The organism is Nocardia sp. NPDC004068, from assembly GCF_042874315.1.
In the GTDB taxonomy this organism is placed as follows: domain Bacteria; phylum Actinomycetota; class Actinomycetes; order Mycobacteriales; family Mycobacteriaceae; genus Nocardia.
In genome coordinates this window covers 634,618-649,817 of sequence record NZ_JBIAMW010000001.1, presented here as the reverse complement: position 1 = coordinate 649,817, position 15,200 = coordinate 634,618, and the positions used below count along the sequence as shown (strand labels likewise).

The following is a 15,200-nucleotide window of genomic DNA, read 5'->3' as shown; positions in this document are numbered from 1 at the left end:
GCGTACTGACGTGGTGTGATCGGTCGTTATGCAGCGTGTGCCCAATGCGATCCAGTTCACAAAGCTGAGCACCGACGAACTGGTGCGCCTCTACACGTATCCGGCGAGGCTCGAATCACCCTGGGTGCGAATCAACTTCGTGTCGAGCATCGACGGGGCGGTCACGCTGGACGGCCGGTCGGGCGCGCTGGGCGGTCCGGCCGACAAGGCGGTGTTCCGGATTCTGCGGGATCTGGCCGATGTGGTGCTGGTCGGGGCGGGCACGGCGCGGTCGGAGAACTACGGCGGCGCGCGCACCGACAGCTTCCGGCGCATCCGGCTGTTCCATCACGGGCTGGGCGGCGCGCAGGACGGCTCCGCGCCGCCGATCGCGGTGGTCACGGCCAGTGCGGCGCTCGATCCGGCGAGCCGGTTGTTCACCGATACGACCCGGCCGCCGCTGGTGCTCACCACCACCGACGCGCCCGCGGACCGCAAGGCCGAACTCGCCGACGCGGGCGCGGAGGTGATCGAGGCGGGCGACACCTCGGTCACGGCGGCGGGCATTCGCGCGGCCCTCGCCGAACGCGGATTGCTGCGGGTGCTGTGCGAGGGCGGGCCCGCGCTGTTCGGGGAGCTCATCGCGGCCGGGGCGGTGGACGAGTTGTGCCTGACGGTGTCGCCACTGCTCGTGGGCGGCACCGCGGGCCGAATCGCGGTGGCGCCCAAAGAGATGCCGACGCCGATGACGTTGTGCCACGCGCTGCTCGACGACGACGGTTCGGTGCTGACACGCTGGGAACGCACGCACACCCAGAGCTGAAACGGCTCGATGGACCTGGCAGGCTGTAGCGCATGCGCTGGAGTCGGGCCGCCCTGCTGATGTCGTCGTCGCTGACGGTTGTCCTCGTCGGCGCGTGTGGCGCGGGTCCGTCGAGCCGCCCCGGCGTCGCGGTCGAGCGGCCGCACGAGGCGGGATCGCCCACCACGACGTCCGCCGCGCCCGCGCCGCCGCCCGGACCCGAGGTGCCCAAGACGGATCTGGCCTGGCGCGATTGCGCCGCACCCACATTCGGCAAGCTCGGGCTCGGCGCTCCCCCGGCGGGCCTGGTGTTCGAATGCGCCGAGTTCTCCACGCCGATCGATACGAGCGGGTCGGTGCTGGGCACGTTCCGGACCGCGGCCGTGCGGGCCAAGCTGGCGAATACGCCCGCCGACGCCGCGCCGGTGGTGCTGACCTCCGGGGGTGACCGGTCCTCGACCGAGACCCTGGCCGGGCTGGCGACGGGGCCGAATTCGGCGCTGCTGGCGGCACATCCGGTGGTGGCGGTGGATCGGCGCGGCGTGGGCAATTCGCAGGCGATCGACTGCATGGCCACCGACACGCGGCGGGGGCTGGCCGATTCGGCGCAGTTCGCGGGCGGGGACCAGGTCGACGCGATGGTGAAGCTGAGCCAGGACGCGACGGTCGCGTGTCAGGACTTCTTGCAGCCCTATCAGCGGACGTTCGACGCGCCGCACGCCGCCGACGACATCGAGCAGTTGCGCAAGGCGTGGCAGGTCGACCGGATCGCGCTCGTGGGGACGGGCAGCGGGGGCCGGGTGGCGATGAGTTACGCGGCCAAGTACGGGGATCATCTGGCGCGGTTGGTCCTGGACGCGCCGCAGGCCGTGGACGCCGACGCGGTGACGCGGACCGAACAACGCGTGAAGGGGGAAGAGGCGGCGTTGACCGCGTTCGCGCAGCGGTGTGCGGGGTTGAACTGCTCGTTGGGGGCGGATCCGCGGGCGGCCGTGCTCGATCTGGTGAATCGGGCGCGGGCCGGGGGTCTGGGTGATCTGTCGGCGGGGGCGTTGCTGACCGGGATCGCCGGGTTTCTCGGGGATCCGCGGGCCGATCAGAGCAATCGGGTGGGCGAGCTCGCGGACGCGTTGTCGGCGGCCGGGCGCGGGGATCGGGGGCCGATCAATGCGCTGTTGCAGCGGCAGTCGGGGTCGGTCGGATCGGACGGGCAGTTCGTGTCGCGGTGTTCGGACAATCAGCAACCCGCCACGCCCGAACGCGCGCGGGAACTCGAAAACACTTGGGGCGGAACGTATCCCGTGTTCGGGAAGGACGCGGCCGTGCGCATGATGGCGTGCGCGGCCTGGCCCGTACCCAACCCCACCCAGCTCCCGGAGAAGCTCACGCTGCCGGTGCTGCTGCTGGGGGCGACGGCCGATCCGGTCACCGGGAGCGACGCCCTGCCGACCGTCACGGGCGCGCTGGGGCGGGCGGGGGCCGGGACGGCGACGATCCGGTGGCAGGGGTACGGGCATCCGGTGCTCAATCATTCGGGGTGCGGGCAGCAGGCGTTGGTGGCGTATCTGAAGGACGCGAAGTTGCCCGCGGACGGGACGGCCTGCCCGGCTTGAGGCGTGGGCGGGCGTGCCGCGCGGGTGATGTCGAAAGGGGGCGCGAAGTGGTCTGAAGCACGGTTGAACGGCGGGTCCGTGGTACGTCGGGTAGGGGTTCCGGTGTACCGTGCCCCAGTGTTGTTTCGTCAGCTCGAGCCCCGCACCGCTCGCACGACCGCCGAGGTCTTGAACTTCGTCCTGTGGCCGTTCGCGGTCATGACCGTGCTGCACCAGGTGTTCGTGAAGGCCACCAACTTCACCATCACCGATGACTTCGCGCCGGTCTATCGGGCCTCGCTGGCGTTCCTCAACGGCCGGGCCGTGTACAACGAGAACTTCGACTACGTCGATCCGCACTACCTGTATCCGCCGAGCGGGACGCTGCTGATCGCGCCGTTGGCGATCATCGATCCGCAGGCGTCGAAGTGGTGCTTCATGGGGCTCAACGCGATCGCGATCGTGCTGGCCTGGTATCTGCTGTTGCGGCTGTTCGGCTTTCGGCTCTCCTCCCCCGCGGCACCGTTGTTGTTGCTGCTGATGTTCGCCTCCGAAACCGTCATCAACACACTGGCTTTCGGCAATGTGAACGGGTGCGTGCTGCTGGCCGAGGTGGTGTTCATCCATCTACTGTTGAAGCGGCGGGATCTGCTCGCGGGCGTGGTGATGGGGTTGACGATCGCGGTCAAGCCGACGTTGGCTCCGCTGTTGCTGATTCCGATCATGCGGGGGCAGTGGAAGGTGTTGATCACGTCGGTCGGGGTGCCGGTCGTGTTGAACGCGGTGGCGTGGCCGTTGATCACCGATCCGATGGATTTCGTGAATCGGACGCTGCCGTATCTGTTGAAGTCGCGGGACTACTTCAACAGCGCCATCGTCGGCAATGCGAGCTATTACGGGCTGCCCGTCTGGTTGACGTGGACCATCCGGTTGAGCGTCGGTGTGCTGGTGCTGGTTTCGCTGTGGCTGCTGTATCGGTACTGCCGCGAGGACGAACTGTTCTTCGTGTGCACGAGCACGGGCATCCTCCTGACCGCCCTGTTCCTGCTGTCGGGGCTGGGTCAGCAGTACTACTCGATGATGCTGTTCCCGTTCCTGATGACCGTCGTGCTGCGAAACTCGGTGCTGCGCAACTGGCCCGCGTGGCTGGCGATCTTCGGGTTCATGACCTACGACAAGTGGTTGCTCGACCACTGGCAGAGTACGGGTCGGGCACTGGAATACCTGCGGGTCACGTTCGGGTGGGGGCTGCTGCTGATCGTGACGTTCTGCGTGCTGGGTGACCGGTATCTGGCCGCGCGGCGCGAGGGGCGGCTGGATGGGGGCATCGAACCGGCGTTCCTGCTGGAGGATTCGGCGCCGCGGCCCGTGGCCGCCGAGACCGAACGGGCTCTGATCGAGCCGGACGTCCGCGAGCCCGACGCGCGGGCCACCGCGTTGAGTTAGGCGGCGGGCTCGTTCCGCAGAGTTCGGCTACCTGCGCAGTACCGTTCTGGGTGCGACCACCTGCGCGGTGCCGTCCCGAGTTCGGCTACCCGCGCGGTGCCGCCCCGGGTTCGGCCACCTGCGCGGAACCGTCCCGCGTTCGGCTGCGCGGCGGCCGGAGGGACAGGGCCGTGGGCCGCACTAGACTCGTATGCATGAGTTCCGACACGTCCCTGCCCGCGCCGAAGATTCAGCTCACGCCGCAGGAGTGGCGGGCGCGGCTGAGCCCGCAGGAGTACGCGGTGCTGCGCGAGGCGGGCACCGAACGCGCCTACACCGGCGAGTACACCGACACCGAGACCGAGGGCGTCTACGCCTGCCGCGCCTGCGGTGCCGAATTGTTCCGCAGCACCGAGAAATTCCACTCGCACTGCGGCTGGCCGTCGTTCTTCGACCCCGCCGACTCCGACGCGGTGATCCTGCGCGAGGACAACTCCCTCGGTATGCGGCGAGTCGAGGTGCTGTGCGCAAACTGCCACAGCCACCTCGGGCACGTGTTCGAGGGCGAGGGGTACGACACGCCGACGGACAAGCGGTACTGCATCAACTCGATTTCGCTGCGGCTGCTGCCGAAGGAGTGATGGGGAACAGCGGGGGCAGGTAGCGGACCATCAGGGTCGACCACGTCAGGTGGGTGAGCAGGGGGGCGCCGATGCCGCCGGTGGCTCGGCGTTCGAGGGCGAACAGGGTGCCCATGAGGGCGGCGGCGAGGGTGAGGGCCGGGTTGCCGGTGGCTCCCGTGGTCAAGCAGTAGACGCCTGTGGATGTGGCGACGGGGTGCTTGCCGGAGGCGTCGTAGACCGGGCCGCGGAAGAACATCTCCTCGGCGGCGCCGTTGATCAGGGCGACCGCCAGGGCGCGGGGGGTGGTGCCGAAGCGGGCGTAGCTGAGGACGTCGGTGATGGCTCGGTTCAGGATCGGGATGCGACGGGCGATGAGGGCGCAGCCGTAGAAGACGCCGAAGGCGCCGATGCCGGTGGCTGTGGCGGTCAGGGCCGTGCGGGCGGGGCGGTCGGCGGCGAATCGTGGTGGGCCGCAAGCGGTTCCGCCGAGGGCGAAGGTGGCGGCGGTGGCGAGGCTCTGGGTGTAGAACTCGGTCGAATCGGGTGGGGCGGACAGGGAGCGGCGCAGCAGGGCGGTGCCGAGCAGCCAGGCCGCGCCGACGGTTCTCGTGCTCATGCGGCGTGTCGGGCTTTCACTCGGTCGCGCAGGGCGCGCAGGACGGCCTCGTCGTAGTCGAGGGGTTCGAAGGGCAGCAGTTCGCGGATGCTGTCGTCGTGGACGACGGTCTCGTTGACCATCGAGCCGATGAGGGAACGGCCGGTGCGGGCGTCGACGTCGGTGACCAGGGACAGCCACAACGACGACAGCCAGGGCGACAGCAGGGGGACGGGGACCAGGATGAGCGGTCTGCCCTCGAGGTCGGCGACGCGGCGCAGCATGTCGGCGAAGGTGAGCGCGTACGGGCCGCCGATCTCGAAGGTGCGTCCGGTCGTTTCGGGCTCGTCGAGGACGCCGACGAGATAGCGGACCACGTCGTCCAGGGCGATGGGCTGGGTGCGGACGTGCACCCATTTGGGTGTGACCATGGCGGGCAGATGCTCCACGAGTTGGCGGGTGACCTCCCAGGAGATGCCGCCGTGGCCGATGATGACGCCCGCGCGCAGGGTCGTGACGGGCACGCCGCCGACGCCGAGCAGTCGTTCGACCGCGCGGCGGCTGCGCAGGTGCGGGGAGAGGTCGTCGCCCTCCGCGCCGAGGCCGCCCAGATAGACGATGCGCTCGAGGCCCGCCTCGGCCGCGACCTCGCCGAAGGTGCGGGCGGCGTCGGCGTCGCGCTGCTCGAATTTCGGGTCGTCGAGGGAGTGGACGAGGTAGTAGGCGGCCTGGCAGCCGTCCATGGCCTTTCGCAGCGAGTCGCGGTCGTGCACGTCGCCCCGAATCGGTTGTCCCGCACCGTGATACGAGTGCGGGCGGCGGGTCATCGCGCGGACCGTGTGCCCGGCCCGCTCGAGTTCCGGGCACAGTCGGCTGCCGACGAAGCCGGACGATCCCGCCACCAGTACATCCATCGCGCGAATCCCTTTCCGGAGGGGTGCAGCCAGAGGTTTGCTCTGACGTTATGCCCGTCCGGCGGCAACGTACGCCCAGCCGCACCCCTTATTCGGATCCGCACCCGTTATCGGGCCATGCAGGGGGTGCGGATTCGAATAAAGGGTGCGGCTGGGTTGCCGTGGCGGGTGGGGGGAGCGCTTCAGGGGAGGGCGGTGATGAGTTGGTCGAGTTCGACTCGGGGGCCGGTGAAGAAGGGGACTTCTTCGCGGACGTGCATGCGGGCCTCGGTGGCGCGCAGGTCGCGCATGAGGTCGACGATGCGGTGGAGTTCGGGGGCCTCGAAGGCGAGGATCCACTCGTAGTCGCCCAGGGCGAAAGCGGCGACGGTGTTGGCGCGGACGTCGGGGTAGCCGCGGGCCTCCTTGCCGTGGTCGGCGAGCATTTTGCGGCGCTGCTCGTCGGGGAGGAGGTACCACTCGTAGGAGCGGACGAAGGGGTAGACGCAGATGTAGTTGCCCGGGTCCTCGCCCGCGAGGAAGGCGGGGATGTGGCTCTTGTTGAATTCGGCGGGGCGGTGCAGCGCGGCGTTGCTCCACACCGGGGTGCTGGCGCGGCCGAGTTCGGTGGTGCGGCGGAAGTCGGCGTAGGCGGACTGGAGGTCCTCGATGCGTTCGGCGTGGCTCCAGATCATGAAGTCGGCGTCGGCGCGCATCCCGGCGACGTCGTAGATGCCGCGCACCACCACCCCGCGCTCGTCGAGCGAGTCGAAGAACGCGCGCGCCTCCTTGATCGCGGCCTCGCGATCGTCCCCGAGCACGCCCGGCTCCACCTGGAACACCGAGAACATCAGGTACCGGATGGTCGAGTTGAGGGCCTGGTAATCGAGTCGCGCCATGGCTCTATCGTGCCACGCCGAGAATCCGCCGAGCCGCGGCGGTTCCGGCCGCCGCGCAGGCCGGGACGCCGACGCCGCGCAGATACGATCCGGCGACGGCGAGGCCCGGGAGTTCGGCCACGGCGGCCTCGATGGTGGCCACGCGTTCGGTGTGGCCGGGGGCGTATTGAGGCAGGCCGTTGGGCCAGCGTTGCACGACGGCCGACTTCGGTTGCGGCTGAATGCCGGTGACGGTCGCCAGGTCCTCGACGGCGGCGGCGATCAGCTCCTCATCGCTCCAGGAGAGCGGGCGGTCGTCGCCGAACCGGCCGAAGGAGGCGCGCACCAGGGCGACCTCGCGCTCGGCGAGATGGGACCACTTGCGGCTCGACAGAGTGAAAGCCTTGGCCCGCAAGGGTTCTCCGGTGGCGACGAGGATGCCCGAGTTCTGGGGTAGCGGAGTGTCGGCGGGCAAGGCCAAGGCCACGACGACCGAGGACGCGGTGCCGATGCCCTCGGCGGCTCGGGCGGCGTCCGGGGCGACGGAGGCCAGCAGCCGGGCGGTCACGGGGGCGGGTGTCGCCAGGATCACGGCATCGAACTCGCCCAGTGGGCCGGGGTGCCAGCCGGGTTCGAGATCCGTTGGGGCGGGGGATGTGTCGGGCGTTGCCCGTTCGGGGCCTTGGGCAGCCGAACCGACGCCACGCGCGCCGGGCATGGCCTCCCCGGGACCTCGGGCGGCCGAGCCAGCGCCGCGCGCGCCAGATACGGCCTCTCTCGGACCTCGGGCGGCCGAACCAACCGCGCGAGTGCCAGGCGCTGCCTCTCCGAGCCCCTGAGCGGCCGGGCCGACGGCGTGTGAACCGCCGGGGGTGCGCTCGAAGTCTGTTGCGGCCGTTTCGGTATCGACCGGCGCACCGAGAGCGGCGCCATCGTGATCCCTGGCCGCCAGGTTGTTATGGACGTTCGAGCGGTCCGCTATTGGTTCGGTGCCCGTTGCGGGCGTGGCTGTGTGGACACGCCACTTGCGGCCGATGCGCTCGATTTTCGTTGCGGCCGTTGTTGTTTCGAGGTCGGGGGCGGCGGCGGTCAGGAGGGCGTCGAGGAGGGCTCGGTAGCCGCCACGGATGCCGCCGAAGACTGGGGTGGTGGAGGGTGGAGGTAGGGCGGCGGCGACGGCTTGGGTGAGGTTGGGGGCTCCGGCGTCCAGGGCGGCGGCGAGGGTGGGGAGGGCGGCTCGGATGCCGATGGTGTCGGCCAGTCCGGCGTAGACGCCGCCGAGGAGGGGGTCCACGCTGCGGCGGACGGTCTGGTCGCCGAAGCGGTCGGAGACCAGGGCGCCGACGGAGGTGTCGGTGTCGCGGTCCCAGTGGAGGGGGCGGTTCGGCTCTTCGGTGATCCGCCGCAAAGTGGCGTCGTCGACGAGTCCGGCGACGGCGTCGGGGCCGGAGGGGATGCCCATGAGGGTGCGTTCGGGGAGGGGGTGTGGCGCGCCGCCGGACCAGATCAGGGGGCGTAGGCCAGCCGGGTGGACGAGTTGGTCCTCGATGCCCAATTCGCGCATGAGCGCGGGGATTTCGGGGCGCCGGCCCACGAACGCCTCGGCCCCGAGATCGACCGGGTCGCCCTCGATGTCGCGGGTGCGCAGGATGCCGCCGACGCGGTCGCGGCGTTCGAACAGGGTCAGCTCGAGGGTCTCCCCCAGTGCGGCGCGCAGCCGATACGCCGCGACCAGACCGCTGATGCCGCCCCCGATGACCGCGACCCGCACGGCTACACCGACAGACCGTGGATGAATTCGACCGTGGCCGTGAGCACCCCGGGGTCGGTGTCGGGCATCACCCCGTGCCCGAGGTTGAAGATGTGCCCGGCAGCGCCGAGGGCCAGGGCCTCGTCGGCCTCGTCGGCGATCCGCCGCACCTCGCGTTCGACCACCGCGGTGCCCGCGAACAGGGCGGCCGGATCGAGGTTGCCCTGCAACGCCTTTCCGGGCCCGACGCGGCGCGCGGCCTCGGGCAGCGGAATTCGCCAGTCGACGCCGACCACATCGGCGCCCGCCTCCCCCATCGCGCCGAGCAACTCCCCCGTGCCGACGCCGAAGTGGATGCGCGGCACGCCGGCCTCGGCCAGTTCGGCGAACACCCGCTCCGAATGCGGCAGCACGTACTCGCGGTACTGCGCCAGCGACAGGGCGCCGGCCCAGGAGTCGAACAGCTGGATCGCGTCCACCCCGGCGGCGAGTTGGGCGCGCAGGAATTCGATGGTGATGTCGGTGAGCGCGCCGAGCAGCGCGTGCCAGGTGGTGGGGTCGCCGAGCATCATCGCCTTGGTGCGCTCGTGATGTTTGCTCGGGCCGCCCTCGACCAGGTAGGACGCGAGAGTGAAGGGCGCTCCGGCGAATCCGATGAGCGGCGTGTCGCCCAGTTCGTCCACCAGCAGCCGCACGGCCTCGGCGACCGCGCCGACCTCCTCGTGTCGCAGCCGCGGCAGGGCGCGCACGGCGTCGGGGGTGCGCACGGGCTGGGCGATGACCGGACCCACGCCGGGCACGATGTCGAGATCGACGCCCGCGGCCTTGAGCGGAACCACGATGTCGGAGTACAGGATCGCCGCGTCCACGCCGTGCCGACGGATCGGTTGCAGCGTGATCTCGCAGACCAGTTCGGGATCGAAGCAGGACTCGAGCATCCCGATCCCGGCCCGCACCTCCCGATATTCCGGCAGCGACCGCCCGGCCTGCCGCATGAACCAGACGGGACGCCGCGTCGGCCGGGCGCCCGTGGCGGCGGCGAGGAAGGGCGCATCGGACAACCGGCGGCGGGTAGGTGTGCTCATCATCGCCATCGTATGTGGTGCCGCGAACCCAGATTCATCAACCTTCAACCGCGCGCCTCCGACCGAGGGACGCCGTTCGGGTTTAAGTTCGCAGACGTGACACCGCTCGACTTCCGCGACGGCGCCGCACCGACTCCGGGACCGGACAGCGAACCCGCCCAGTTTCGCGCGGCGGTCGATGCGATGGGCACCGCCTCCGTGCATCCCCGGATCGAGCTCGCACCGATCCGGCCGCCGCAACGCCTGGCTCCCTATTCATACGCCATCGGAGCGGAGGTCAAACATCCCGACACGAATGTTATTCCGGTCGATTCGGAGGGCGACGCCTTCGGCCGGCTGATCCTGCTGCACGATCCGAACGGGCAGGAGGCGTGGCACGGGGTTTTCCGGCTGGTGGCCTACATTCAGGCCGATATCGATGCCGCTCTCGCCGGTGATCCGCTGCTCCCCGAGGTCGCGTGGAGTTGGCTGGTCGATGCCCTGGAATCGCGGAACGAGCAGTTCACGGCGTTGGGTGGGACGGTGACGTCCACCAGTTCGGTCCGCTACGGCGACATCGCCGGACCGCCGCGCGCGTATCAGCTCGAACTGCGTGCCTCCTGGACGGTGGGCTCGACCGAGCTCGGACCGCACGTCGAGGCTTTCTGCGAAGTGCTGGCCTATGCGGCGGGATTGCCCCCGGCGGGCATAACGCATTTGCGGCCGGGTCCGCAGATTGCCGACGACCGGTTCTGACCGCAACGTAAAGTTCTGGGCTATGCCCGACGAGTCCGAGAATTTCCCGGGTGGGGTCGGGGGGAATGCGACCGCGGTTCCCCTGCTGACACCCGCCGAGGGCGTGCCACCGGTATTGGATACCGCGGCCGATATCGCCGACGCCGCCGCCCGGCTGGCCGCCGGTGACGGTCCGCTCGCGGTGGACGCCGAGCGCGCCTCGGGATTCCGCTATTCCAATCGCGCCTATCTGATCCAATTGCGGCGCAAGGGTTCGGGCACGGTGCTCATCGACCCCATCCCCGTGGACGAGGATCTCGCTCCCCTCGCGGAGGTGATCAACGACCTGGAGTGGGTGCTGCACTCGGCCGATCAGGATCTGCCCGGCCTGGCCGAGCTGGGCCTGCGACCCGCGCGGCTGTTCGACACCGAGTTGGGCGGGCGGCTGGCCGGTTTCGAGCGGGTCGGGCTCGCGGCGATGGTTGAGCGACTATTGGGTCGCGAGTTACGCAAGGGGCACGGCGCGGCCGACTGGTCGACGCGTCCGTTGCCCGCCGAGTGGCTCAATTACGCCGCGCTCGATGTGGAGCTGTTGCTGGAACTGCGCGAGGCGGTCGCCGAATCGCTGGAGGAGCAGGGCAAATCCGCTTGGGCGGCAGAGGAATTCGAACATGTGCGCACGCTCGAGCCGGGTCCGCCGCGGGCGGAGCGGTGGCGGCGCACGTCGGGGATCCATACCTTGCGCCGGGCGCGGCAATTGGCGATCGTGCGCGAATTGTGGACCACGCGAGATCAATTGGCGCGCAGCCGGGATGTGGCTCCGGCGCGGATCCTTCCCGATTCGGCGATCATCGCGGCGGCGGAGACCGATCCCAAGTCTATCGGGCAGTTGCGGGCGTTGCCGGTGTTCGGTGGGCCGCGGCAGCGGCGGTATTCACGGGACTGGCTGGGTGCGGTGGAACGGGCCCGGGCGCTTACTGATTCGGAGTTGCCGACGCTGAGCCAGCCGTATGACGGTCCGCCGCCGGTGAATCGGTGGGAGCGGCGGGATCCGGCGGCGGCGGCGCGACTGGCTGCGGCTCGGGCGGCTATGGGCGAGTTGTCTGCTCGGTATTCGGTGCCGGTGGAGAATCTGTTGACGCCGGATTTGTTGCGGCGGTTGTGTTGGGATGGGTTGGGGGCGTATCGGAGTGGGGTGCGGCCGGAGGATCCGGGGTGGGAGATCGATGAGTTCTTGAAGGCGGGTGGGGCTCGGGGGTGGCAGCGGGGGTTGGTGGTGCCGGTGTTGGTGGGGGCGTTGTTTCCGGGGTAGTTGGGGGGGTTGGTGCCTGCCCGGTCGATGAGACCACCCCTGCGTGCACCGACGGCGTGCCCCGGCGAGTCGGCGCTTGCTCGCGGTCGGTTCGAGGGCCGACCGCATGGACCGCTGGCGACTCGTATAGGCCCGGTTTCCCGTCGGGTGCGAGTCCCGGACGCCGGTGGCGTCATTGCCCGGCTCTGGTCTTCGTGGTCGGCGATCGGGTTGTGGGCGTCACGGTTCTGGGGATCCGGGACGGGAGGATCGCCGGTGTGCGCGGGAGCGCCCGTCAGCAGTCCGATCGCAGCTTCATCGAGCCGATCAGCGGGTAGAGGTTGCGGTCGTATTTGCCGTAGGTGATCCAGTGGGTGTCACGGTGGGCGAACTGTAGGTTCATGACGAATTTGCCGATATCGCCCGGGTCGGCGGGTGGGCCGTCGACGGTCAGGTTGGCCAGGTAGGCGTCGTCGTGGTCGAACAGTTCGGCGTGCATGAGCCAGGCGTCGCCGCCGGTGGAGGACAGCAGGTTGCCGTCGAACGTCGCCGTGCCGTCGGAGTGGATCGTCCAGGTCGCACCGTACATCCGGCAGTCACCGCGGTGGATCGTGTCCCAAGTGAAGCTGGTTTCATCGGCTCGAGCGACGCCCATCGACGCGGTCACCCCGAGCATGCCGAGCGCGGCCACCGCCGCCAGCCTGCGCATCATTTCCGTGATCATCGCGAAACCTCCTGTAGCCGTTTGGATTCCGATCACGGTATCGGCCGCACGCGGGTGCCCGAATCCGCCGATCTACTCAATACCGCTACTCAAACTGGGCGACCCGCTCCAGCAACGCCCGCACGAACCCCAGGTGGGACGGCAGGGCGCGTTCCCAGACCGTTGACGCGGCCGGGTCGCGATAGCGGACGAAAGTCGCCAGGAGAACGGTGTTTTCGCGGCGCTCGAACAGGAGTTGGCCTTCGAAATCGAGGGCGGATTCCGCCTGGAGCAGGACGTAGTCCGTACCGGAGTGTGCGATCGACCAGCCCGCGACGGTACGCGGGGCGCCGGGGGTCAGGCGCAGGGCGATGGACTGCCAGGCGCGCTCGAGCGTCGTACGGACCTCGGCGGGCACCTCCTCCATGATCGCGCGTGCCCACTGCTCGGCCGAGCGGTCGGCGGCACGGTCGATGTGGAGCAGGTGGGCGTCGGTGTGCTGGATGTCGGGCAGCGTGCTGCGGGCGAGGATCTCGGGGGTGATGTCGAGGGCCTCGATCCTCGGCGACGGCTCGAGGTCGACGTCCGGCTCTGCGATTCCGTTGCGCGGCATGGGGATTCCTTTCCGATCGGCGGGACGAGATCGACCCCGCCATAGATACAGTACTGTACTGCATCTATGATGGGCAGTACTTCGAACCCCACGAGATTGGTCGACTACCGATGGCCCCACCGGTGCGGAATCCCCGTCACGCCTGGATCGACGCCGCCATGGCGATCCTGTCCGAGTCGGGGCCGGATGCCGTGCGCGTGGAAACCCTCGCGGCGCAGCTGGGTGTGACCAGGGGCGGGTTCTATCGGCAGTTCGACAGCCGTCAGGAGTTGCTCGATGCCGTCCTCGACACGTGGGAGCATCGCAGCATCGACGAGGTCAGGCAGCGCGTCGAGCGGGAGGGCGGCGACGCCGAGAGCAAGGTGCGCAGTGCGGGCAGGCTGACCTTCTCCAGAGAGCTACTCCCCCTCGATCTCGCCGTGCGGGAATGGGCGCGGCGCGATCCGGCGGTCGCCGAGCGGCTCCGCAGGGTCGACAACCGCCGCATGGACTATCTGCGCGATCTCATCGGCACGATCAGCGACGACCCGCGCGATGTGGAGGCCCGGAGCATGCTTGCCTTCTCCTTGGTCATCGCTAATTATCTGATCGCCGCCGATCACAGCACGGGTACTCGGGCCGATATCGTCGAGACTGCGACGCGGTTGATTCTGGGCTGAGGTCGGTCGCGATCGCCAGGCTGTCGCGTGCTCACGTATCGAATCGCGCTAGTCGGAAGTCGTTGCGGCACAGTTCAATTCGTATGTGACGTGCCGGTGGCCTGCCAGTCGAGGAGGGCTTCGGCCCAGGTCTTGTTTCGGGTGGTTTCGAGGAATTCGTTACGGTCGATGAGGAGGTAGATCTCGCCGACCGGGACGGTGTGCAGGATCAAAGGCTTGCCGGAGTTGAGGAGGCCGCCGACGAAGCGGCCGTAGTGGTCGGTGAACTTTCGCTCGATCGCGGTGATGTCGGTGGGGCGCAGGAGCAGGTCGCCGGAATCGTTCCAGGCCGACAACAGGAGGGTGTGGGGGTCGAGGACGATCTTGCCGCGGCGGTGGAACAGGGCCTTCTGGCTGACGAGGGCCGCCGCCTTGTCGGGGGTGTTCTTGTCGCGGAGTTCCGCGGCTGTGGCACCGATGTAGGTTCCGGATTTGGTGGCCGTCACTGTTCCTCCTGGGCGCTTGCTCTGATAGAGCCATCGTTGCCTGGAGGGGAGGGGACGGGTATCGGTCCGAGGTCGCGCGCGTGGATGATTCCGTGGAGCGTGCGGTGGTCCTCGAGAGGTAGCGGGCATCCGACCACGGGCGTGGGAGCCGTGGAATGTGTCGATCGAGGAGGGGATTCGGCGCATCAGCTTGGGGCACAACGGAATACTTCTTCGGATGAAAGAGGCTGGACTCGCTGGGAAATCCGTATGAGAAGTACGGCGACCCTTGGCACGACGATCCCTATTTGACGGCCGAGGAGTGGGGTTACCCGCCCTATACCGGGTGATATCGGTGTGGGCGGGTTGCGGTTTGGCGAGCGCTCTACCTGCGCTTCTTGTCCCTGCTCTCCAGGGCCTCGACGTTCGATCGGGCGGTGGCCGACTTGGCCTTCTTCTCCGCTCGCTTCTGCTTGATGGTTTTACCCGGCTTTTTCGACATCGTGCTGCGCGGAGATTTGTCCGACAAGGGGACGTCCTTTGTTTGCGAGACCTCGGCGGTCTCGATGGTTCGACAGTACACCACCGGTGAGGGGTCCTTGTTCGGAACGAGAGATGCCCTGCGGGACAAAGGCTTTTGGCGATTCGGGACGCGGGTGGGTTCGTCGGGTGTCAGGCGGTCGGCGGGACCGTGAGGCAGAAGGGGTGGCCCGATGGGTCGAGGAGGACGCGCCAGCGGGAGGGGGAGGGTTGGAAGGCGGGTTTGGTTGCGCCGCAGGCTATTGCGGCTTGTTCGGCTTCGTCGAGGTCGGGGACGAAGAGGTCGAGGTGCATTTGTTTGGGGATTTTGTTGTCGGGCCAGTCGGGGGGTTCGTGGTCGGCGACGTGTTCTATGGTGAGGAAGATGGCCGCGCCTTGGAGGGCGACGAGTTCGTCTGACTCGTAACGGATTTCGAAGTCCAGGAGGGCTCGGTAGAACTCGGCGAGGCGGCGTGGGTCTCGGCTGTCGAGGGCTATCGCACCGAATTTCGCTATCGCGGCCATGGCTCCCCCGTGCTGTTCGGGCCGCGGCGACGTGCCGGGGCTTTCGTAGGGCATACATATCACGATCTCGGGCGCCGGTACGAGTGAGCC

Annotated in this window: 17 protein-coding genes; 7 read left to right on the top strand and 10 right to left on the bottom strand. The window is 68.9% G+C overall.

All coding sequences use genetic code 11. The features are described from left to right. The first annotated feature begins 28 nt into the window (after positions 1–28). The 4 genes from ACFYTQ_RS03110 (at position 29) to msrB (ending at position 4,439) form a co-directional block, all read left to right on the top strand. Positions 29–802, top strand: a complete 774-nt coding sequence (locus tag ACFYTQ_RS03110) for a pyrimidine reductase family protein (RefSeq protein WP_387356634.1) — start codon at positions 29–31, stop codon at positions 800–802. Positions 803–834: 32 nt separating this feature from the next. Continuing rightward, positions 835–2,394: an alpha/beta hydrolase gene (locus tag ACFYTQ_RS03105; protein ID WP_387356632.1), complete on the top strand. Its 1,560-nt coding sequence runs from the start codon at positions 835–837 to the stop codon at positions 2,392–2,394. A gap of 78 nt (positions 2,395–2,472) precedes the next feature. Then, positions 2,473–3,819, top strand: a complete 1,347-nt coding sequence (locus ACFYTQ_RS03100; RefSeq protein WP_387356631.1) for a glycosyltransferase family 87 protein — start codon at positions 2,473–2,475, stop codon at positions 3,817–3,819. Positions 3,820–4,013: 194 nt separating this feature from the next. Next, positions 4,014–4,439 (top strand): peptide-methionine (R)-S-oxide reductase MsrB, encoded by a 426-nt coding sequence (msrB, locus tag ACFYTQ_RS03095; protein ID WP_387356629.1) that lies wholly within the window; start codon positions 4,014–4,016, stop codon positions 4,437–4,439. Here the strand turns inward: msrB and ACFYTQ_RS03090 are convergent. The 5 genes from ACFYTQ_RS03090 to hemE all read right to left on the bottom strand — a co-directional run bounded on the left by ACFYTQ_RS03090 (position 4,402) and on the right by hemE (position 9,631). Then, positions 4,402–5,037, bottom strand: coding sequence for a CPBP family intramembrane glutamic endopeptidase (locus tag ACFYTQ_RS03090; RefSeq protein ID WP_387356627.1), 636 nt, complete (start codon positions 5,035–5,037; stop codon positions 4,402–4,404). The two genes, msrB and ACFYTQ_RS03090, sit on opposite strands and share 38 nt — an antisense overlap. Then, entirely contained in the window at positions 5,034–5,930 is an 897-nt protein-coding gene (locus ACFYTQ_RS03085; RefSeq protein WP_387356626.1) for an NAD(P)H-binding protein, read from the bottom strand. The genes ACFYTQ_RS03090 and ACFYTQ_RS03085 overlap by 4 nt, the downstream gene beginning before the upstream one ends. Positions 5,931–6,112: 182 nt before the next feature. Then, positions 6,113–6,808 carry a hydrogen peroxide-dependent heme synthase gene (gene hemQ / locus ACFYTQ_RS03080; protein ID WP_387356625.1) on the bottom strand — a complete coding sequence of 232 codons (696 nt, stop codon included), beginning with the start codon at positions 6,806–6,808 and terminating at the stop codon, positions 6,113–6,115. Positions 6,809–6,812: 4 nt separating this feature from the next. Then, on the bottom strand, positions 6,813–8,558 hold the full coding sequence (locus tag ACFYTQ_RS03075) for an FAD-dependent oxidoreductase (RefSeq protein WP_387356624.1): 1,746 nt from the start codon (positions 8,556–8,558) through the stop codon (positions 6,813–6,815). A 2-nt stretch (positions 8,559–8,560) separates the two neighbouring features. Continuing rightward, complete coding sequence (gene hemE / locus ACFYTQ_RS03070) at positions 8,561–9,631, bottom strand: uroporphyrinogen decarboxylase (protein ID WP_387356622.1); 1,071 nt, start codon at positions 9,629–9,631, stop codon at positions 8,561–8,563. A gap of 87 nt (positions 9,632–9,718) precedes the next feature. Between hemE and ACFYTQ_RS03065 the strand changes: the two genes are divergently transcribed. Together ACFYTQ_RS03065 and ACFYTQ_RS03060 are read left to right on the top strand one after the other, a co-directional pair. Then, positions 9,719–10,357 (top strand): DUF3000 domain-containing protein, encoded by a 639-nt coding sequence (locus tag ACFYTQ_RS03065; protein WP_387356620.1) that lies wholly within the window; start codon positions 9,719–9,721, stop codon positions 10,355–10,357. 22 nt (positions 10,358–10,379) lie between these two features. Beyond that, positions 10,380–11,648: an HRDC domain-containing protein gene (locus ACFYTQ_RS03060; protein ID WP_387356618.1), complete on the top strand. Its 1,269-nt coding sequence runs from the start codon at positions 10,380–10,382 to the stop codon at positions 11,646–11,648. A 274-nt stretch (positions 11,649–11,922) separates the two neighbouring features. Here ACFYTQ_RS03060 and ACFYTQ_RS03055 read toward each other — a convergent pair whose 3' ends face one another. Together ACFYTQ_RS03055 and ACFYTQ_RS03050 are read right to left on the bottom strand one after the other, a co-directional pair. Continuing rightward, positions 11,923–12,351 (bottom strand): DUF6294 family protein, encoded by a 429-nt coding sequence (locus tag ACFYTQ_RS03055; protein WP_387356617.1) that lies wholly within the window; start codon positions 12,349–12,351, stop codon positions 11,923–11,925. Between the two features lie 85 nt (positions 12,352–12,436). Beyond that, the gene (locus ACFYTQ_RS03050; RefSeq protein ID WP_387356616.1) at positions 12,437–12,943 is read right to left on the bottom strand and encodes a hypothetical protein; all 507 of its coding nucleotides are present in this window, start codon (positions 12,941–12,943) and stop codon (positions 12,437–12,439) included. Positions 12,944–13,053: 110 nt separating this feature from the next. Here ACFYTQ_RS03050 and ACFYTQ_RS03045 point away from each other — a divergent pair, with 110 nt between their 5' ends. Further along, complete coding sequence (locus ACFYTQ_RS03045) at positions 13,054–13,602, top strand: TetR/AcrR family transcriptional regulator (RefSeq protein ID WP_387356614.1); 549 nt, start codon at positions 13,054–13,056, stop codon at positions 13,600–13,602. 74 nt (positions 13,603–13,676) lie between these two features. Here the strand turns inward: ACFYTQ_RS03045 and ACFYTQ_RS03040 are convergent, their stop codons facing one another. From ACFYTQ_RS03040 to ACFYTQ_RS03030, 3 genes are all read right to left on the bottom strand, one after another. Next, on the bottom strand, positions 13,677–14,087 hold the full coding sequence (locus tag ACFYTQ_RS03040) for a hypothetical protein (RefSeq protein ID WP_387356613.1): 411 nt from the start codon (positions 14,085–14,087) through the stop codon (positions 13,677–13,679). Between the two features lie 364 nt (positions 14,088–14,451). After that, positions 14,452–14,595: a hypothetical protein gene (locus ACFYTQ_RS03035; protein WP_387356611.1), complete on the bottom strand. Its 144-nt coding sequence runs from the start codon at positions 14,593–14,595 to the stop codon at positions 14,452–14,454. A gap of 143 nt (positions 14,596–14,738) precedes the next feature. Continuing rightward, a complete protein-coding gene (locus ACFYTQ_RS03030; protein WP_387356610.1) occupies positions 14,739–15,164 on the bottom strand; it encodes a VOC family protein in 426 nt (141 codons plus the stop codon). Positions 15,165–15,200 lie beyond the last annotated feature (36 nt).